Consider the following 18,464-nt stretch of genomic DNA (forward strand, 5'->3'; position numbering starts at 1 on the left):
GTTCAGCCCCGTTGGGCAAGGGGACGCCTTTTTGCGATCTACGACACGTAACTCGATCTTTCTCTGGTTGTCGCGGCTCCGCAGGCATCCGCGGGCGCAGACGGCGGCGACATTGTTTCTGGTGGCGCTCGGGCCGATCCTGACAGCGGCGACGCTGCTGTTTCTGGGGCCGATGAAGCTTTCCAGCAGCTCTCCGATCTTTCGTTTGGTGCTGCTGTCGGATCTGGTCTATGTGCTGGTCGTGGCGGCATTGGTCACCTCGCGCGTGGCGCAGATCCTGTCGGACCGTCGCAGCAAATCGGCCGGTTCGCGCCTGCACCTGCGGTTGTCGGGCGTGTTCGGGCTTGTTGCGCTGATACCCACAATTCTGGTGGCCGTATTCGCTGTCGTGACCCTGAATATTGGGTTGGAGGGATGGTTTTCGGACCGGGTGCAGCGGGTGGTCGGCAATTCATTGGCCGCGGCACAAGCCTATGACAATGAACACCGTGAGGATCTGACCTCTGACGCCAATGCGCTGGCCGCCTATCTCGACACGGCAAAACGCAGCAGTTTCTTCCTGCAGGATGATCAGCTGCGCCCGATCCTGAGCCAGGGGCAGGAGCTGGTTCAGCGGGGATTGCGCGAAGCCTTTCTGATCGACGGTGGCGGCGAACTTCGGACGCGGGGAGAGCGGAGCTATCTGTTCGACTTCGAGCAGCCGACGCTGGCCCAGATCGACGAGGCGCGCCAGAACGGAATCTCGTTGATCCAGGATTGGAGCAACAACGAATTCCGCGCCATCGTGCGGCTGGATGCCTTTCCCGACAGGTTTCTGTATGTCAGCCGCGAGGTGGACGGCCAGATCCTGAGCCTGTTGGACGATACCCGTGAAACCGTGCGGCTGTACCATCAGCTGGAGGCGGATCGTGGCCGGATGCTGTTCGAATTTGCGCTTCTGTATCTTGGGTTTGCGGTTATCCTGATCCTTGCGGCAGTGTGGCTGGGGCTTTGGTTTGCGGAACGGCTGGCAGGGCCGGTAGGCAGATTGGCGGGGGCGGCGCAGCGTGTCGGCTCCGGTGATCTGGAGGTGCAGGTGGTCGAAGAAGATGGCGATGATGAAATTGCCATTCTGGGCCGTCTGTTCAACCAGATGACCCGCCAGCTGAAAGGGCAGCGCGATGATCTGGAAAGCAGCCATGCCCATGTCGAGAGCCGGCGCCGCCTGTTTGATTCCGTCCTGTATTCGATTACGGCGGGGGTGATCGGGCTGGATGCCTCGGGGCGGGTCGATTTCGTGAACCGGTCGGGGCGCAGGCTGCTGGATATGGGGTCGACCGAGCTGCCGCTGGATGTTGCCGTCCCCGAATTCGCACATCTGTTCCGGCGGTTGCGGGAAATGGGCGGCACCGTGCAGGAAGAGGTGCGGCTGGTTCGCAAGGGCAAGATCGAAAGCCTGCTTGTGCGGATGTCCGTACGGGAAACGCCGGAAGGGCTTGAGGGCTATGTTGTCGCCTTTGATGATGTAACCGAACTGGTCAGCGCACAACGGATGGCAGCATGGGGGGATGTTGCCCGCCGGATCGCCCATGAGATCAAGAATCCGCTGACCCCGATCCAGCTGTCGGCCGAGCGGATCAAACGCAAGTTCCGTCCCATGGTCGGTGATCTGGGCGGTGACCTGGAGCAATATACAGATGTCATCGTGCGCCAAACAAACGATCTGCGACGGATCATCGATGAATTTTCGCGATTTGCCCGCATGCCGGAACCTGACCGCGCCGAGCATGATTTGCTGCGCCTGATCCGCGAAGCTGTCCTTTTGCAGGCCGGATTGCGGATTTCTACGGATTTGCCCGAAGGCACATTGATGGTGGATGTCGATTCCACCATGATGTCCCAGATATTCACAAACCTGTTGAAGAATGCGGGCGAAGCTGTTGAAGATGAAGCGCTAAAGGGAGACGAACATTACGTGCCGGAGATCCGCGTATCTGTCAGGACCGAAGCGGAGGCAGCGGTTATCCGCGTAGCCGACAACGGTGTTGGTCTGCCGCCGGATAGAACACGGCTGTTCGAGCCCTATGTGACAACCCGAGAGAAAGGCACGGGGTTGGGCTTGGCAATTGTGAAAAAAATTGTTGAAGAGCATGGCGGAACGCTGGCTTTGACTGATGCACCTGTGTTTGAAGGAATGTCCCATGCGGGGGCGCTTGCGGAAATTCGTTTGCCGCGCAGCCACCGTAAAGGAAAGAAAGACGGAGAAAACCGATGAGCAGCATCCTGATCGTGGATGATGAACGCGATATCCGCGAACTGATCGGCGATATTCTTCAGGACGAGGGGTTTACCGTACGTCTTGCCGGTAATTCCGATGATTGCATGGCCGCAATCGAGGCAGAGGCACCGTCGCTGATCATTCTGGATATCTGGCTGAAAGACAGCCGGATGGATGGCATCGACATTCTGAAGACCGTCAAGCGCAACAATCCCGATGTGCCGGTGGTGATCATTTCAGGGCATGGCAACATCGAGATCGCTGTCGCCGCGATCAAGCAGGGGGCTTATGATTTCATCGAGAAGCCCTTCAACATCGATCAGTTGATGGTGGTCGTGACGCGGGCGATGGAAGCATCGCGCCTGCGCCATGAAAACAACGAATTGCGGCGCAAGGATACCACATCGTCGGAGATGCTTGGCCAATCGCTTGCGTTCAAGGCGATGCGTGCGCAGCTGGACAAGGTCACGAAATCCAACGGTCGGGTCATGCTGTCCGGTCCCGCAGGGTCGGGCAAGGAAATTGCCGCCCGCTATATCCATGCCAATTCGAACCGTGCGGATGCCGCCTTCGTATCTGTATCCTCGGCAGGCATAGAGCCGGAGCGAATGGAAGAGGTTCTGTTCGGTCGGGAAACCTCCGAGCGGGGGTTGGAAAAGGGTTTGCTGGAACAGGCACATGGCGGCGTCGTCTATTTCGACGAGGTGGCGGACATGCCGCTTGGAACCCAGTCCAAGATGCTGCGGGTGCTGGTCGAACAGCAGTTCACGCGGGTCGGGGGCGTGGAAAAGGTGCGGGTGGACCTGCGGGTAATCTCCTCCACCTCGCGTGATCTGCGGGCCGAAATTGCGGCAGGCCGTTTCAGGCAGGAACTGTATGACCGGCTGAATGTCGTGCCCATTTCGGTTCCCTCGCTGGAAGACCGGCGTGAGGATATTCCGATGCTGGTGCGCCATTTCATTGCCGGCCTGCACCGTATTCAGGGGTTGCCGCAACGCCAGCTTTCGCCGGATGCGGAGGCGACATTGCAGACCATGCACTGGCCCGGCAACGTGCGGCAGCTGCGCAATGTGATCGAGCGGGTGCTGATCCTCGGGGATGGCAGCGGGCCGATCGAGCCGTCGGAACTGCCGGGCATGACCCCGGTCATCGAGAGCGGCGACGGCAAGATGCTGATCGGCGGAGCTTTGGCAACGATGGCCCTGCGGGAGGCGCGGGAATTGTTTGAACGCGAATATCTGTTGACGCAGATCAACCGCTTCGGTGGTAATATCAGCCGCACAGCCAGCTTTGTCGGGATGGAACGTTCCGCATTGCACCGCAAACTGAAATCCCTTGGCGTGGTCAAGGGTCGGGATTCCGAGGACGAATAATGAAAGTCATCATTTGCGGCATCGGACAGGTCGGGTGGCAGATTGCCCGGCAGCTTTCGGGTGAACGGAACGATGTGACCGTTATCGATATGTCCGATGATCTGGTGCGACGGGCGACCGAAACACTGGATGTGCAGGGGGTGATCGGCTTTGCAAGCTATCCCGACGTGCTGCACCGTGCAGGTGCCAAGGATGCCGATATGGTCATCGCGGCGACCCGTTCGGATGAAGTGAACATGGTCATCTGCCAGGTGGCGCATTCGATTTTCGAGGTGCCGCGCAAGGTGGCACGTCTGCGAGCGCAAAGCTATCTCGATGCGATCTATGCCGATCTGTACCGGTCGGGGCATATGCCGATCGACGTCGTGATCTCCCCCGAGAAAGAGGTGGCCGAGGCGGCGCTGCAAAGGTTGGCAGCACCATCTGCCTTCGATACCGAAAGCTTCATGGACGGGCGTGCCCAGTTGCTGGGGATTGCACTGGAAGATGACTGCCCCGTTCTGAACACGCCCTTGCGCCAGTTGAACGAACTGTTCTCCACTCTGCGGGCGATCGTCGTCGGTATCCGTCGCGACGGAAAGCTGTTTGTCCCCGAGGCGAAGGACCAGTTGTTCGCCGGGGATTCGATCTATGTGTTCACCCATCATGAAGACGTTCCGCGCGCGCTGGAGATTTTCGGCAAGGCGAGCCGCCGTCAGGAACGTATCATCATTCTGGGGGGCGGTGCCGTCGGCTTGACCGTGGCACAGCGCCTTGAAACCCACAGCCGCCGTATCCGCACGAAAATCATCGAACGGAACCGTTCCCGCGCCGAATTTGCGGCCGAGGCGCTGAGCCATACCATCGTGCTGAACGGCGATGCGATGGATAACGAGCTGCTGGCCGAGGCGGATATCACCGGCGCGGATGCGGTTCTGGCCCTGACGGATGATGACAAGACGAACCTGCTGGCAGCGGTGCGGGCCAAGCAGGCCGGCTGCCCGTTGACCATCGCGCTGGTCAATGATCCGACACTGGTTCCGCTGATGGGGCCGCTGGATATCGATGCCTACATCAACCCGCGGGCCACGACCGTATCGTCGATCCTGCGGTACATCCGGCACGGTCGCGTGCGTCAGATCTATTCCATCGGTGATTCCGAGGCGGAAATGATCGAGGCGCAGGTGCTTTCCACCTCGTCCATGGCTGGAAAGGCCGTTCGGGATATCGCCTTTCCCGAAGGCGTGCTGGTGGGCGGTATCCTCAAGGGGGACCGGGTGATGAAGCCGACCGCCGACCTGCGGATCGAGGAGGGGGATATCGTCGCGATCTTTGCCATGACCAAGGATGTTCCCGAAGTGGAACGTCTGCTGCAAGTTTCGATCGATTTCTTTTGATGGCCTCCGTCCGTACGGTCCCTATGCTGATCTGGGTATTGGGGGTAGGTGCGCTTGCCATGTTCCTGCCTGCCGCGCATGGATTGGTGCGCGGCCATATGGAGGTGTCACGCGCGTTTTTCTATTCGGGCACCCTGTTTCTGATATTTGCGGGCATGATGGCGCTGGCAACAGCCAACTACCGCCCCACGAACCTTGCGCGCAACCATCTGGCCTCTCTGGTCGGGGCCTATCTGATCGTGCCGGTGATGCTGGCGGTGCCGTTCCAATGGGCGGTCGGAGATACGTCGTTTTTCAACGCATGGTTCGAAATGCTGTCCTCGTTCACCACGACGGGGGCAACGCTTTATGATCGACCTGATCGGTTGAGCGATACGCTGCATCTATGGCGCGCGCTGGTCGGGTGGCTGGGCGGGTTTTTCGTTATCCTGAATGCCGTTGCAGTGCTTGCGCCCCTGAACCTCGGCGGGATCGAGGTCTTGTCGGGGCGGGCACCGGGCCGGCAGAACCTGAAGGCCCTGATCGAGGTGGCCGAACCGGCAGAGCGCATGTTCCATCATGCGATCCGCCTGTTGCCAGCCTATGGCGGACTGACGCTTGTGCTTTGGGTAATCCTGCTGGCCATGGGTGAAAACGGGCTTTTCGCGCTGTCCTATGCAATGGGTACACTGTCGACATCGGGAATCTATCCGGGCGTCGATTATTCCCATATGCCCGGACTGCATGTCAGTGAAATTGCGGTTTTTGCGTTTCTGACGGTTGCAATCACCCGGCGCATGTTGCCCGGGCGCGTCCTGATCGACCGCTCTGCCCGATTGCGCGACAACCCCGAGGTCAGGTTCGCAGCCATGTTGATGCTGACGGCCCCCACGGTGCTGGTATTGCGCCACTGGTTGGGGCAGGTCGATTATATCGGCGGGATCGGGGAGTTCTCGCAGGCAATGTGGGGCAGCCTGTTCACCACGCTCAGCTTCATGACCACCACAGGCTATGTCTCGGGGGGCTGGGATGTGGCGCGGGGCTGGTCGGGGTTGGACAGTTCGGGCCTGATCCTGCTAGGGCTGGCGGTCGTCGGCGGTGGCGTGGGCACCGCGGCGGGCGGGGTGACGCTGCTGCGGGTCTATGCCCTGTCGCGGCATTCCCACCGTGAGATGCAGCGGATCATCCACCCTTCGTCCATTGGCGGGGGCAGTCCGGTTGCCCGCCGTCTTCGTCGTGACGGGGCCTATGTGGCATGGATATTCATCATGCTGTTCGGCGTGACGGCTGTGGTGGCAATGCTGCTGCTGGGGCTGGTGGGAATGCGGTTCGAACCTGCGGTCATTCTGACCATGTCGGCGCTGACCACCGCCGGTCCCCTGGCCAGTGTGGCGGGCGAAGTGCCGATCTTCTGGTCCGCCCAGACAGATGTGGCCAAGTTCATTCTGGGCATTACAATGATATTCGGCCGGGTCGAAACGCTTGTGGTGCTGGCGCTGCTCGCCCCCTCAAGCTGGCGGCGATAGGGTGATTTCTGGTCTGGAAACTGTCGCGGCGGCACTTCATAGTTGCTAGGCCCCGCTTATATAGTAAGGCAGGGTAGGGACACCGCATAAAAACGATAAGGCATGCATAAATGGCCACTGACAAACAAAACCTTCAGGACGCTTTCCTCAACCACGTTCGCAAGGCGAAAGTGCCTGTCACAATTTTTCTGATCAATGGCGTAAAGCTTCAGGGCGTGATCAGCTGGTTCGACAATTTCTGTGTGCTGTTGCGTCGCGACGGACAGTCGCAGCTAGTGTACAAACATGCGATCTCGACCATCATGCCGGGTGCGCCGATCAACCTTTATGAAGGTGAAGACTGATTTCCGATACTGATGATACGCGCGGCCCTGTCGCCTCATATTCAACCGAAGCTGCGCTGACACGGGCTTTTGTTCTTCACCCCGATCTGCGTGCGAAATCATCGCGGCGCCTGCCGGAGCATGGTCTGGCAGAGGCTGTGGCGCTGGCTGCTGCCTTGCCCGGCCTGGAAGTGGTGGGGGCCGATGTCGTGCCCGTGCCAAAGGCGACGCCGGGCATGCTGTTCGGTTCGGGCAAGGTTGAGGAACTGGCGGCACGCTTCAAGGCCGAGGATGTGGCATTGGTGCTGGTGGATGGACCCGTCACGCCCGTGCAGCAACGCAATCTGGAAAAGGCATGGGGGGTCAAACTGCTGGACCGGACCGGCCTGATCCTCGAGATCTTTGCCGATCGTGCCGGAACGCGCGAAGGTGTGCTACAGGTCGAACTTGCAGCACTGTCCTATCAACGGACGCGGCTGGTACGGGCGTGGACCCACCTTGAACGGCAAAGGGGCGGCCTCGGGTTTGTCGGTGGCCCGGGCGAAACGCAGATCGAGGCGGACCGCCGTGCGATCGATGAACAGATGATCCGCATCCGGCGTCAGCTGGAAAAGGTCGTTCGCACCCGTGAATTGCACCGTGCCGCACGGCGCAAAGTGCCGTTTCCGATTGTGGCGCTGGTGGGATATACCAATGCGGGCAAATCCAGCCTGTTCAACCGCATGACCGGTGCCGATGTGATGGCGAAAGATATGCTTTTTGCCACGCTGGATCCGACCATGCGCTCGGTCGAGCTTCCGACCGGGTTTACGGTGATCCTGTCCGATACGGTGGGGTTCATTTCCGAATTGCCGACCCAACTGGTCGCGGCCTTTCGCGCCACATTGGAAGAGGTGCTGGAAGCCGATCTCATCGTTCATGTGCGGGACATCTCGCACCCCGAAACGGCCGAACAGGCTGCGGATGTCGGGGATATCCTTGCCAGCCTTGGGGTCGATCCTTCGGTTCCCATGTTCGAGGCATGGAACAAGCTGGATCTGGTGGATGCCACCGCGCGTGAGGCGATCCAGAAGCGTGGTGCCACCTCGGGTGAGGTATTCCCCGTATCCGCCGTCACGGGTGAGGGGATCGATGCGCTGATCCAGGCGATTACCAGCACATTGGATGAACCACGTGAGCTGGAAGAGCTGACGCTGGATCTGGCTGACGGCCGGCGCCGGGCATGGCTGCACGAGGAAGGTGTCGTGGAGGCGGAGCGGGCGGATGAAACCGCCCACCACATGACCGTCCGTTGGACAGGGCGGCAGAAGGCGCGCTTCACGCGCCTTTGACCGGTCAGTTCGGGCGGACCTTCACCTGACGCATCTTCATGCCCGACGTGGTTTCCGCGTCGGTCATGGCCACGAAATACCGACCTGCGGGAAGCTCGGTTTCGATCGTGGCAGAGGATACGGACCCGCTGCTTGGCACTGTCTGGATCTGCGTTCCGTCTTCGGCAAACAGGGCAAGGTTGAACCCGCTGGTGACACTCAACCCCTCGACGGTTACGCCGCGATCTTCTTCCACCTCGAAGGTTGCCCAAAGCGTTTCATCATCGCTGAACGTCTGCGTGCCCAGTTCTTCATCGGCCAGGGCGCCAAGTGCTTCGATCTGGGTGCCATCGCCGTCCTGCGGAACCGACAGGTTTGACGGATCGACAGGGGCCGTGCCCTCATTGGATGTGGTATCCGTTTCACCGCCAAGCGCGGTGGCCGATATCTGGAACGCGCCCTCATCGGAATCGAACGGACTTACGATGACGCAATAATCCCCCGGTGCGAAGGTGGAGCGCACGCGGCTGTCGGTCCCGCGCATTTCATCGCTATCGTCATTTTCATAAAGCGTGGCGCCTTCGGAATTCACCACCTTGAGGACGGTATCGATCGCGTCGCTTGTGGCATCGATCTGCAAGTCTGTCTGGTCGCTGACGCTGAAGCGGAACGGCGCACCTGCGGCGGATTGGCGGGTAACCATACCACGGGCGGTTTGCGTACCGGCCCCCGTCATATCATCGCTCAGCACAGGAGCGGTTTCGCACATGGCCGCAACGGCCCGATTGTCGGCTGCATTGGGGTCGGGTGGCAGACCTTCGTACCCCAGAAGAATGATGCGGGGGCTGGCCACAGGTACGGAGGTCGCGATCAGGCGCACTTGGGCGCAATAGTTTCCGGGTTGCAAGGTCGCGCTTAGACGCGCGTCCAGTGACCCCGTTCCGTCATCGTCATACATGATCATGTCGCCATTGCTGTCAAACAGCGTCAGCAAGGCATCGTTATCCCGCGCAAGGGTTTCCAGTGTGATGTCGGTAGGTTCAGTAACTTCGAACTCGACATAGCTCGGTTCCGACCGCTCCGGCTGCATCATCACCGTCAGATCATCGAAGCCGGGTGCGATGGTTTCGCCAATCGGTTGCGTCAGGATGGAAGGTTGTCCGCAAACGCCAGACTCGGACTGTGCCAATGCAGGCAGGCAGGAAAGAGCAATAACAGAAGCGGAGGCCCCAAGAGTTTTAATCACAGGATCGGTCCTTGTTGCTAGGATGGGGCATATTCCCCGGCGCAACCCTAACGGTCATGCCGCCAAATTGAAAACACGTAACGGCAACGTGCCGGGAATGCAGACCCCATCCGCTGAATGTTGCCAACCAACGGGGCAGGCGCAGGTTTATGCAGCGCATTGCAATAATTTTGTAAATATCGCTTGCGGGCAGAAACCATTATCGCTAAAGAGCACCTCGTGGGGCCGTTAGCTCAGTTGGTAGAGCGTTTCGTTTACACCGAAAATGTCGGCGGTTCGAACCCGTCACGGCCCACCACCTTACAATATCTCCGAACGATCCAAGGCATTGTGTCTGCGCAGCGGGCGCAATCACTTTGCACGTTCCCTGCCATACATGATTTCCCATTTCTAGACCGCCTTCGCCTTATGCGGAGTCTGCCCGGAAACGTGCCTTGCAAGGTCGGGTGGCGGACATGTTTTAATACCCAATCGTGAAACCAATTGAATTATTCCCCTTGCGGGATGGACTTTGGAAATGAGTGCGTTAGGCTTTAGGTGCGACCAAGCGTCGCGGAGCACCCTATCCTGACGATAGCCACCAACGCCGGGGTTTCTCCGGCAGGGAGCAATTACATGACCGATCTTCCAGGCCTGCCAAGTCGGCGCAGTTTCCTGAAAGCCACGGCGGCAGGGGCAGCGCTTAGCGGCCTTGCGGTATCCGCCAAGGCGCAATCCACCCCCCCGCCTGTTCCGCTGCATGAATACGAGCCCGAGTATTTCCAGCCCGAAGAATGGCAGTTCATCCTTGCGGCGGTATCGCGGCTGATCCCGTCCGAAGGGGAAGGGCCGGGCGCGATCGATGCGCGGGTGCCGGTGTTCATCGACCGTCAGATGCTGGATACCTACGGAACCGCCTCGGACTGGTACATGGAAGGGCCGCATGATCCGGCTGCGGACCCGCTGCTCGGCTGGCAATCGCCGCTGACGCCTGCGGAAATCTATCGTCAGGCCATTCCGGTGTTCAATGCATGGTGCAAGGACACCTATGATGCGGAATTCGCCGATCTGGGTGATGACGATCAGGATGCCGCCCTTACGTCGCTTCAGAAGGGCGAGGTCGGGCTTCGGGCCGAACTGCGCGATTTCTTCACCATCCTGCTGTCCAATACCAAAGAAGGCTATTTTGCCGATCCGATGTATGGCGGCAATCACGGCATGCAGGCATGGCTTTATATCGGCTTTCCGGGCGCGCGGGCAAACTACAAGGAATGGGTGGAGCGGTATAACGTCGAATATCCCCTCGGCCCCGTTTCCATCAAAGGCGAGAGGGCATAGCAATGGCACGTCAGGAAAAGAAGAAAGACGTCGTGATTGTGGGCCTCGGCTGGACCGGTTCGATCATCGGGATGGAGCTGGCGCAGGAAGGGCTGGAGATTGTCGCGCTGGAACGCGGACCGGAACAGAACACCGTTCCCACGTTCAAATATCCGCAGATGATCGACGAGCTGAAGTACGGCGTCCGGTTCGGGCTGATGCAGAAGCCCAGGAATTCCACCCTTACCATTCGTCGGACGCAGGCCGAGACGGCATTGCCGTATCGCAGCCTCGGGTCGTTTTTGCCGGGCGACGGTGTGGGCGGGGCTGGGACGCACTGGAACGGCCAGAACTGGCGGCCGCAACTGCCCGAATACAAGTTGCGCAGCTATGTCGAGGAGCGCTGGGGCGCAGGGATCATTCCCGAAAACATGACCCTGATGGATTATCCCTTCAGCTATGACGAGATGGAACCCTTCTTTGACCGGTTCGAGCGTGTCGCCGGGATTTCGGGCAAGGCGGGCAATATCAACGGCGATATCATCGAGGGTGGAAACCCGTTTGAAGCGCCCCGGTCGCGGGATTATCCGATGCCCCCGATGCCGCATACATGGGACGGCGAAAAATTCCTCAACACCACCAAGGCGATGGGCTACCATCCATTCCCGTCCCCGGGCGGGATCGCATCCACCTCCTATGTAAACGAATACGGAATGCAGATGGGGCCGTGCAACCACTGCGGTTTCTGTGAGCGGTACGGCTGCTACCAGTATTCCAAATCATCCCCCCAAACCTCCATTCTGGATGCCTTGCGCAGAATGCCGAACTTCAGCTACCGCACCGGTGCCGAGGCGCTTCGGGTGGAAATGGCAGCAGATGGCAAGACGGCGACCGGCGTCACCTATTTTGACGAGGCGGCGCAGGAAGAGGTGTTCCAACCCGCCGATCTGGTCATTCTGGCCGCCTATTCGCTGCACAACGCCCATCTGATGCTGGTTTCGGGCATTGGCCAACCCTATGACGCGGTGACGGGTGAAGGGGTGACGGGCAAGAATTACGCCTACCAGATCACCGGCGGCTACTCGCTGCATTTCAAGGATGAATCATTCAATCCGTTCGTCGGTAGTGGTGCGAACGGCATCACGCTGGATGATTTCTCTATCAGCCAGATCGATTTCGAACGCGAGGGTTTCATCGGCGGGGCCTATTGGCGTGCGGGACAGACCAATGGCCAGCCCATCCGGTCGATGTCCCTCCCGGCGGGAACACCCAGCTGGGGCGCCGGATGGAAGGAAGCGGTGGGAGAATGGTACGGCCACGCGATGGGTATCAGTGCCCATGGCTCGCATATGGCCTACAAGACCAATTACCTGGATCTGGACCCGACCTACAAGGACCGGCACGGTCGGCCGCTGATGCGCATGACATTCAACTGGCAGCCGAACGAACTGCGGATGAACGCATTCATGGAACGCAAGATCGGTGAGGTCGTGGAACAGATGGCCCCGGATCTGTCAAATCCCAGCTTCAAGAAGGACGGCGCGCAATATGACGTGCGGCCCTATCAGACGACGCATAACGTCGGTGGCACCATCATGGGGGAAAATGCGACCGAAGGGCCGTTGAACCGCTATTCCCAAGCGTGGACCCAGCACAATGTTTTCGTAATGGGTGCAGGCAACTTCGTGCAGAACACGCAGTACAACCCGACAGGGCTGGTTGGCGGGCTGGCATATTGGACAGCGCATGCGATCCGTACGCAGTACCTGTCCAATCCGCGGCCGCTGGTTTGAGGAGCAGGATAACATGAAAACCTTTCTCCGTATTGTCGCAGGGTTGGTCGTTCTTGGCGTAGTGGCTCTGTTGGCGTTCATCTTCGTGCCGGTCCAGACAACCAAACCGACCGAGGATCTGGCCGACGACTGGAAACCTGCCGAGGGGCAGGGCGAATACGTGATGTATGCCTCGGATTGCGCGGCATGCCATACGGGCAAGGACGGTGATTTTGCCGGTGGTGTCGCGATTGACAGCCCGATGGGCGCGATCTGGGCCAGCAATATCACCCCTGACAAGGAAACCGGCATCGGAAACTGGACGCTCGACCAGTTCCGGGCGGCGCTTTATGACGGGATTGATGACGAGGGGGCGCACCTCTATCCCGCCATGCCCTACGAGAACTTTCGCAAGTTGAGCGAGCAGGACGTGCGCGCGCTCTATGACTACTTCATGAATGATGTGGCACCCGTGCATAACGAGGTTCAGAAGACCGAACTTTCGTTCCCGTTCAATTTGCGTTTCGGTATCCGCGCGTGGAATTGGCTGGCATTGACGGGGGACGCAGGTTTCGATCCCACGCAGGCGGCGGACATCCAGAACCGCGGGCAGTATCTGGTCGAAGGGCCGGGGCACTGTGCCGCCTGCCACTCGCCCCGTACCGCCTTCATGACGCAGGACGGCACGACCGCGGGGGACAAGAACTTCCTTGCCGGCGGTGAGATCGACGGATGGCTTGCCCCCACCTTGCGTGGTGAGGATTCAGCCCCGCAAAAATGGTCGGTAGAGGATACGGCCACCTATCTGGCCACGGGGCGCAACAACCATTCGACCGCGAACGGTGAAATGGGCTTGGTGGTGGAGCATTCGTTGCAGCACCTGACAGATCAGGACAATCTGGCGATTGCGGCCTTTCTCAAGGGGATCGACGGCGCGGATGTGACGGTGCCCGAGGATTTCGCATCGCTTGCGGATGCACCGCTGGCCTTGGAAGAAGATGCCCCGGACGCCGTTCCGACCGAGACGGAAAAGATGCTTTCAGAAGCTACGGATCTGTCCGAAGGGGCGCGGCTGTATCTTGATAACTGCTCTGCCTGTCACTTCGTAACGGGAAATGGCGCGCCGCAGATTTTCCCTTCGCTGGCGGGAAATACGTTGGTAACGGCCGATCAGACCGAACCCCTCATTTCCATCATCCTGCATGGCGCGGATGTTCCATCCACGCAAAAGCGGCCGATGCATCTGGTGATGCAGGGCTATGCCGACCGCCTGTCGGATCAGGAGATTGCAGAGCTTGCAAGCTTTGTCCGCAGTGGATGGGGTAATGACGCGGCCCCCGTTACCGCAGCGGATGTCAAAGCCGTACGGGATGCGGACTAGGTCGCAATAAAGGGCACTACATAAGGGGCGGCTTCGGCTGCCCCTTTTTCATGAATGGTTCAGCGGGCGATCCGGTGGGCCAGCGCACCGATGATGGCCCTGAAAACCAACGACAGGGCGACGGTGGCGAAAAGGGCCGCGAACAGCATGTCGGTTTTCATCCGGGCGTTCGAGGCGATCATCACCGCCCCCAATCCGCGCGAACCGCCCACCCATTCACCGATGATGGCACCTACCGGCGCATAGACGGCCGCCAGCCGCAGCCCCGTTGCCAAGGAGGGCTTTGCTGCGGGAATGCGCAGCTGCAACAGCATCTGCCGGGGCGTGGCCCCAAAGCTTTGCATCACCTCTCGTTGGTCTTCGGGCGGATTCATCAATCCGTCCAGCCAGGCGGCTGCCACTGGAAACAGGGTCAGCAGCATGACCACCGCCACCTTTGGGGCCATGCCATACCCCAGCCATAGTGTCAGCAGCGGTGCCAAGGCGAAGACGGGGACGGTCTGGCTGAATGTCAGCAGGGGCATGCCGGCGGCACGGAGCGCGCCGGATACCGTCATCATCAGGGCCAGCGCCATTCCCAGCAGCGCCCCAAGGATGAAGCCGATGCATACTTCGGCCAGCGTGAACCCTGCCGCGCGTGCCAAGGTGGTGCGCCCCTCCCAAAGGGCACTTGCCACACGCTCGGGCGGGGGAAGGAGGTAAGGGGGCAGGCCTGTCAGAACGACGGCGGCTTTCCACCCCAGCAGGAATAGAACAAGGATCAGCGCAAAGCGGGCCAGAATTGCGCCTCCAATTGCGTGGCGGTGGCGAAACGGTTTGTCAGATCCTGCCAGTACGGCACTGACCTGGGGCTTTCGCCAAGGCGTGACGCAATGGCCCCGTCGATCAGCGCCCCGGTTTCATGGCAAAGTGCCTGATAATCCGCACCGCCATAGGTTTCGATCCATGCACGATAGGGGGTATCCGTGGTGCCCTGCACCAGCCGCGCCCCAATCTCGCCATATCCCAGAACGCAGGGGGCCAGCGCGGCCAGCAGATCAAGAAAACCGCCCGTATATCCGGCATCCATCACATACCGCGTATAGCCAAGCGTTGCAGGCGTTTCGGCCGTGGCCAGCAGATCCGCCCTGGAGAGGCCCGCTTGGGCGCAGATGCCGATATGCAGGGCCATTTCGTCATGCAGCAGGGCATGGACCATCGTGGCGCAGGCCCGCATTTCGGAGGGATCCCCGGATTTGGCAATGGCCAGCCCCCATGCGCGCGAGAAGTGCCCCAGAAACAGGTAATCCTGCGCCAGATAATGCAGGAACGTGGCCTGCGGCAGGGTTCCATCCGCCAGTGCCGCCAGAAATGGCGCGCGGGTATAGGCGTCCCAATCCGGTGATGCCGCGCGCCATGATTCAAAGTTGTGTCCATATGTCATTGGCCGGGATCCATCGCGTAATCGGAAACGGGCAGGGCGCTGTCAATCAGCCCCGCTTCGATCAGGAATGCCTCGAACCCCGCATAGCGGCCATGATCCAGCGCTGCCGGGCTTTGAGAGAACCGCGGCAGTGTCGCGTCCCATGCGGCATGGTTCAGCTCGTCATCCAGATCGGGATAGGCGCTGACAAAGGTTTGCCATGCCTCGGTCGGGTGGTTGATGGTCCATTGCGCGCCCCGTTCGATGGCAGCCATGAAATGGCGGGCCATTTCCTTATCCAGGCCGTCCTTTCGGGCGATGAATACCAGCTCGTCGTAGCTGGGGATCCCCTGTTCCTCCACGAACAGGCACCGCCCCTCGGCCCCTTCCAGTGCCATCTGGGTCAGTTCGAAGTTGCGATACCCCCCAAGGGTCGCATCGACCTGCCCCGTCAGAAGGGCGGGGGTCAACGACCATGAAACATTGACCATTGTCGCGGCATCCTCGGGCAGGCCCGCGTGGCGCAACATGGCCCCCATCAGGGCTGTTTCCACGCCCGGCACGGAATAGCCCACGGTTTTTCCCGCCAGATCGGCGACGCTTTCGATCCCGCTGTCGGCCAATACTGTCACGCAGTTCAGCGGGGTTGCAACCAGCGTGCCGATACGGATTACGGGCAGCCCTTCATGGACCTGCAGATGCAGATGGGGCTGATAGGTGACGGCGATATCCACCTGGCCGGAGGCAACCATCTTTGGCGGGTCCGACGGATCGGCGGGGGGAATGATCTCGACCTCCAGCCCCTCATCGGCGAAGAAACCTTTCTCTGCGGCGATGATGATCGGGGCATGGTCGGGGTTAACGAACCAATCGAGCATCAGCCGGACCGGCTTTGCCGGTGCGACGGTGGGAAGCGCCACAAGGGCGGCTGCAAGGACCAAACGGCTCATTCTGAATCTCCGGCGGCCAGAAGGGCGATCTCGCCCGGCCAGTTGGGGGAAAGGGTGGCAGCGGCGTGCCATGCGCGCAGGCCGCTGCGGCAGGCGAATACAGTACGGCGTGCCGGATCGGGCGTGCCGTTGCGTACGGCCCAGGGAACGGCAGGAACGGGGGCTTCGGTGGCATCCCGCAGTTCGATGACCAGATCCTGCGGTGTCAGATCGGTGCGGGCAACAAAGCGGGGGCCGCTTTGCGGTTCGGCGACCCCGTCAAAGCGGAAGGTGGAAGGCCGTAATCCGTCAAACCGCAATATTTGGCCCAGGGGCGAGGGGTGTATGCCGATCAGAACGGCCAGTGCCATCTGGGCCTGTGCCGCCCCCAGCATTCCCACCATCGGCCCCATCACGCCTGCAGTTTCGCATCGGGCTGCCCTGTCCGGCAGATCGGGAAACACCGCCCGCAGCGAAGGCGCACCGCCACAGAATCCGCCCACATATCCACCCGTTTCCAATGCCGAAGCCGAGATTAGTGGGACACCTGCAGCCAGACACAGGTCCGACAGGGTATAGCTGGCGGCAAAACTGTCGGCACAATCCAGCACAATATCGGCTGCGGCGATCCGGGGCGGGGCATTGGCCGGATCCAGCAGGCTGACCACGGGCGTCACCACGGTGTCGGCATTCAGTGCCGCCATTTCCATCTGTGCGGCAAGGGCCTTGGGCGCGCCAAGATGACGGCCATAGATCGGCTGGCGATGCAGGTTCGATTCCTCGACCCGGTCGGGATCTATCAGGGTGATATGCCCAATGCCGGCCCCCGTCAGATATTGCAAGGCAGGCACGCCCAGCCCGCCAGCCCCCACGATCAGCACATGCGCATGGCCGATACGGGATTGCCCCTCCGTGCCGACGGCGGCCACCTGCATCTGGCGGGCATAGCGCATCATGACAGCCACTCTGCCATGCGGGCCTCGGGGTTCGGGTTCAGCGTGATATCGGTCACGGCCGATGCGATATCCGCGCCTGCGGCCAGTGCCAGTTTTCCGCGTTCCGGCGTCAGCCCGCCAATCGCTACCAGCGGGATATCTCCGATCAGCCGTTTCCATTCCCCCAGTTTTTCAACGCCCTGCTGTTCCCACTTCATCTTTTTCAGAATGGTGGGCCATACGGGGCCAAGTGCGATATAATCCGGGGTCAGGGTCAACGCGCGATCCAGTTCCGCATGGTCATGGGTGGAAATGCCCAGTTTCAGACCACCGGCACGGATGGCCGACAGATCGGCGGTATCCAGATCTTCCTGTCCCAGATGCAGCCAGTCACACCCCAGATCCAGCGCGATCTTCCAGTGATCGTTCACCACCAGAATTGCCCCTGCGGCGCGGCACATTTCCTGTGCGCGGGCAATCTCGGCCTTTGTGTCGGGGTGATCTTTCAGCCGGATCTGCACCATCCGCACGCCAAGGGGCAGGGCGCGGGCAATCCAGTCCGCACTGTCGAAAATCGGGTAGAACCGTGGCAATGTCACAGGAATGCCTTTCCGATCAGGGGGGTGGAGGGGGAGGCCATGTCGCGTGGCCCCATCGGATCGGCCGCACGGGCAAGGCGACCGGCCTCGATGGCCAAAGACAGGGCATGGGCCATTGCGGCAGGATCGCCCGCCTGCGCTACGGCGGTATTGGTCAGGATCGCGTCGAACCCCATTTCCATCGCCTGGGCGGCATGGCTGGGCAGGCCGATGCCCGCGTCGATCACCATCGGCACATCCGGCAGATGCGCGCGCAAGGTGGCCAGACCGTATGGATTGTTCAGCCCGCGCCCCGAACCGATAGGTGCCCCCCATGGCATGAGCACTTCGCATCCCGCCTCCAGAAGCCGTTCGCACAGGATCAGATCCTCGGTGCAATAGGGAAACACCTGAAACCCGTCGCGGCACAGGGCAGTCGCGGCTTCGACCAGCGCGAACGGATCGGGCTGCAGCGTGTCGGCATGGCCGATCACCTCCAGCTTGATCCAGCTGGTTCCGAACAGTTCGCGCGCCATCTGGGCGGTCGTGATCGCCTCACGTGCGGTGTGGCAGCCTGCGGTATTGGGCAGCAGGTGGACATCCAGCCCCTGTATCAATTCGCGGAATGCCTGACCGCCGCCACCCTCGCGCCGAAGGGAAACGGTGGCAATTCCCGCGCCCGAAGTGCGGAACGCCTCGGCCAGAATGGCGGGGGAGGGGTATCCCGCCGTGCCGAGCATCAGGCAACTGTCGACCTGTGTGCCATAGAACCTTGGCATCC

General features: G+C 60.6%; 16 protein-coding genes and 1 tRNA gene. 10 read left to right on the top strand and 7 right to left on the bottom strand.

Annotated elements, in window-relative coordinates; all coding sequences use genetic code 11:
- The first annotated feature begins 31 nt into the window (after positions 1 to 31).
- The 6 genes from TR36_RS07050 (at position 32) to hflX (ending at position 8,165) form a co-directional block, all read left to right on the top strand.
- Complete coding sequence (locus TR36_RS07050; protein WP_045390615.1) at positions 32 to 2,254, top strand: PAS domain-containing sensor histidine kinase; 2,223 nt, start codon at positions 32 to 34, stop codon at positions 2,252 to 2,254.
- Positions 2,251 to 3,630, top strand: a complete 1,380-nt coding sequence (locus TR36_RS07055; protein WP_045390613.1) for a sigma-54 dependent transcriptional regulator — start codon at positions 2,251 to 2,253, stop codon at positions 3,628 to 3,630. The genes TR36_RS07050 and TR36_RS07055 overlap by 4 nt, the downstream gene beginning before the upstream one ends.
- Positions 3,630 to 5,006: a Trk system potassium transporter TrkA gene (gene trkA, locus TR36_RS07060; RefSeq protein WP_045390612.1), complete on the top strand. Its 1,377-nt coding sequence runs from the start codon at positions 3,630 to 3,632 to the stop codon at positions 5,004 to 5,006. The genes TR36_RS07055 and trkA overlap by 1 nt, the downstream gene beginning before the upstream one ends.
- Complete coding sequence (locus TR36_RS07065; protein ID WP_045390609.1) at positions 5,006 to 6,511, top strand: potassium transporter TrkG; 1,506 nt, start codon at positions 5,006 to 5,008, stop codon at positions 6,509 to 6,511. Before trkA ends, TR36_RS07065 begins: the two co-directional genes overlap by 1 nt.
- A 110-nt stretch (positions 6,512 to 6,621) precedes the next feature.
- Complete coding sequence (gene hfq / locus TR36_RS07070; RefSeq protein ID WP_045390607.1) at positions 6,622 to 6,855, top strand: RNA chaperone Hfq; 234 nt, start codon at positions 6,622 to 6,624, stop codon at positions 6,853 to 6,855.
- A gap of 56 nt (positions 6,856 to 6,911) precedes the next feature.
- The gene (gene hflX / locus TR36_RS07075; RefSeq protein WP_082714882.1) at positions 6,912 to 8,165 is read left to right on the top strand and encodes a GTPase HflX; all 1,254 of its coding nucleotides are present in this window, start codon (positions 6,912 to 6,914) and stop codon (positions 8,163 to 8,165) included.
- Positions 8,166 to 8,169: 4 nt separating this feature from the next.
- On the opposite strand, the gene TR36_RS07080 is transcribed toward hflX, so the two are convergent.
- On the bottom strand, positions 8,170 to 9,390 hold the full coding sequence (locus TR36_RS07080; protein ID WP_045390601.1) for a PPC domain-containing protein: 1,221 nt from the start codon (positions 9,388 to 9,390) through the stop codon (positions 8,170 to 8,172).
- 222 nt (positions 9,391 to 9,612) lie between these two features.
- Here TR36_RS07080 and TR36_RS07085 point away from each other — a divergent pair.
- The 4 genes from TR36_RS07085 to TR36_RS07100 all read left to right on the top strand — a co-directional run bounded on the left by TR36_RS07085 (position 9,613) and on the right by TR36_RS07100 (position 13,839).
- Positions 9,613 to 9,688, top strand: a tRNA-Val gene (locus tag TR36_RS07085).
- A 317-nt stretch (positions 9,689 to 10,005) separates the two neighbouring features.
- Positions 10,006 to 10,707 carry a gluconate 2-dehydrogenase subunit 3 family protein gene (locus TR36_RS07090; protein WP_062762846.1) on the top strand — a complete coding sequence of 234 codons (702 nt, stop codon included), beginning with the start codon at positions 10,006 to 10,008 and terminating at the stop codon, positions 10,705 to 10,707.
- Positions 10,708 to 10,709: 2 nt separating this feature from the next.
- On the top strand, positions 10,710 to 12,479 hold the full coding sequence (locus TR36_RS07095; protein WP_062762849.1) for a GMC family oxidoreductase: 1,770 nt from the start codon (positions 10,710 to 10,712) through the stop codon (positions 12,477 to 12,479).
- 13 nt (positions 12,480 to 12,492) lie between these two features.
- Complete coding sequence (locus TR36_RS07100; RefSeq protein ID WP_062762852.1) at positions 12,493 to 13,839, top strand: cytochrome c; 1,347 nt, start codon at positions 12,493 to 12,495, stop codon at positions 13,837 to 13,839.
- Between the two features lie 59 nt (positions 13,840 to 13,898).
- Here the strand turns inward: TR36_RS07100 and TR36_RS07105 are convergent, their stop codons facing one another.
- The 6 genes from TR36_RS07105 to TR36_RS07130 all read right to left on the bottom strand — a co-directional run bounded on the left by TR36_RS07105 (position 13,899) and on the right by TR36_RS07130 (position 18,462).
- Complete coding sequence (locus tag TR36_RS07105; RefSeq protein WP_237763531.1) at positions 13,899 to 14,483, bottom strand: ABC transporter permease; 585 nt, start codon at positions 14,481 to 14,483, stop codon at positions 13,899 to 13,901.
- Between the two features lie 116 nt (positions 14,484 to 14,599).
- Positions 14,600 to 15,262 carry a TenA family protein gene (locus tag TR36_RS07110; RefSeq protein WP_045390587.1) on the bottom strand — a complete coding sequence of 221 codons (663 nt, stop codon included), beginning with the start codon at positions 15,260 to 15,262 and terminating at the stop codon, positions 14,600 to 14,602.
- The gene (locus TR36_RS07115; protein ID WP_045390582.1) at positions 15,259 to 16,191 is read right to left on the bottom strand and encodes an ABC transporter substrate-binding protein; all 933 of its coding nucleotides are present in this window, start codon (positions 16,189 to 16,191) and stop codon (positions 15,259 to 15,261) included. Before TR36_RS07115 ends, TR36_RS07110 begins: the two co-directional genes overlap by 4 nt.
- On the bottom strand, positions 16,188 to 17,126 hold the full coding sequence (locus tag TR36_RS07120; RefSeq protein ID WP_045390579.1) for a HesA/MoeB/ThiF family protein: 939 nt from the start codon (positions 17,124 to 17,126) through the stop codon (positions 16,188 to 16,190). The genes TR36_RS07115 and TR36_RS07120 overlap by 4 nt, the downstream gene beginning before the upstream one ends.
- Positions 17,123 to 17,704 carry a thiamine phosphate synthase gene (locus TR36_RS07125; RefSeq protein WP_045390576.1) on the bottom strand — a complete coding sequence of 194 codons (582 nt, stop codon included), beginning with the start codon at positions 17,702 to 17,704 and terminating at the stop codon, positions 17,123 to 17,125. The genes TR36_RS07120 and TR36_RS07125 overlap by 4 nt, the downstream gene beginning before the upstream one ends.
- A complete protein-coding gene (locus TR36_RS07130; RefSeq protein WP_062762855.1) occupies positions 17,701 to 18,462 on the bottom strand; it encodes a thiazole synthase in 762 nt (253 codons plus the stop codon). Before TR36_RS07130 ends, TR36_RS07125 begins: the two co-directional genes overlap by 4 nt.
- Between the last annotated feature and the right edge of the window lie 2 nt (positions 18,463 to 18,464).

The organism is Falsirhodobacter sp. alg1 (genome assembly GCF_000739715.2).
Lineage (GTDB): Bacteria > Pseudomonadota > Alphaproteobacteria > Rhodobacterales > Rhodobacteraceae > Falsirhodobacter.

Excerpts from the sequence above, each read along its gene's own strand:
- TR36_RS07100 (WP_062762852.1), top strand. The coding sequence starts at position 12,493 with ATGAAAACCTTTCTCCGTATTGTCGCAGGGTTGGTCGTTCTTGGCGTA.
- hfq (WP_045390607.1), top strand. The coding sequence starts at position 6,622 with ATGGCCACTGACAAACAAAACCTTCAGGACGCTTTCCTCAACCACGTT.
- TR36_RS07130 (WP_062762855.1), bottom strand. The coding sequence starts at position 18,462 with ATGCCAAGGTTCTATGGCACACAGGTCGACAGTTGCCTGATGCTCGGC.
- TR36_RS07055 (WP_045390613.1), top strand. The coding sequence starts at position 2,251 with ATGAGCAGCATCCTGATCGTGGATGATGAACGCGATATCCGCGAACTG.
- TR36_RS07110 (WP_045390587.1), bottom strand. The coding sequence starts at position 15,262 with ATGACATATGGACACAACTTTGAATCATGGCGCGCGGCATCACCGGAT.
- TR36_RS07115 (WP_045390582.1), bottom strand. The coding sequence starts at position 16,191 with ATGAGCCGTTTGGTCCTTGCAGCCGCCCTTGTGGCGCTTCCCACCGTC.
- trkA (WP_045390612.1), top strand. The coding sequence starts at position 3,630 with ATGAAAGTCATCATTTGCGGCATCGGACAGGTCGGGTGGCAGATTGCC.
- TR36_RS07090 (WP_062762846.1), top strand. The coding sequence starts at position 10,006 with ATGACCGATCTTCCAGGCCTGCCAAGTCGGCGCAGTTTCCTGAAAGCC.
- TR36_RS07095 (WP_062762849.1), top strand. The coding sequence starts at position 10,710 with ATGGCACGTCAGGAAAAGAAGAAAGACGTCGTGATTGTGGGCCTCGGC.
- TR36_RS07120 (WP_045390579.1), bottom strand. The coding sequence starts at position 17,126 with ATGATGCGCTATGCCCGCCAGATGCAGGTGGCCGCCGTCGGCACGGAG.
- TR36_RS07065 (WP_045390609.1), top strand. The coding sequence starts at position 5,006 with ATGGCCTCCGTCCGTACGGTCCCTATGCTGATCTGGGTATTGGGGGTA.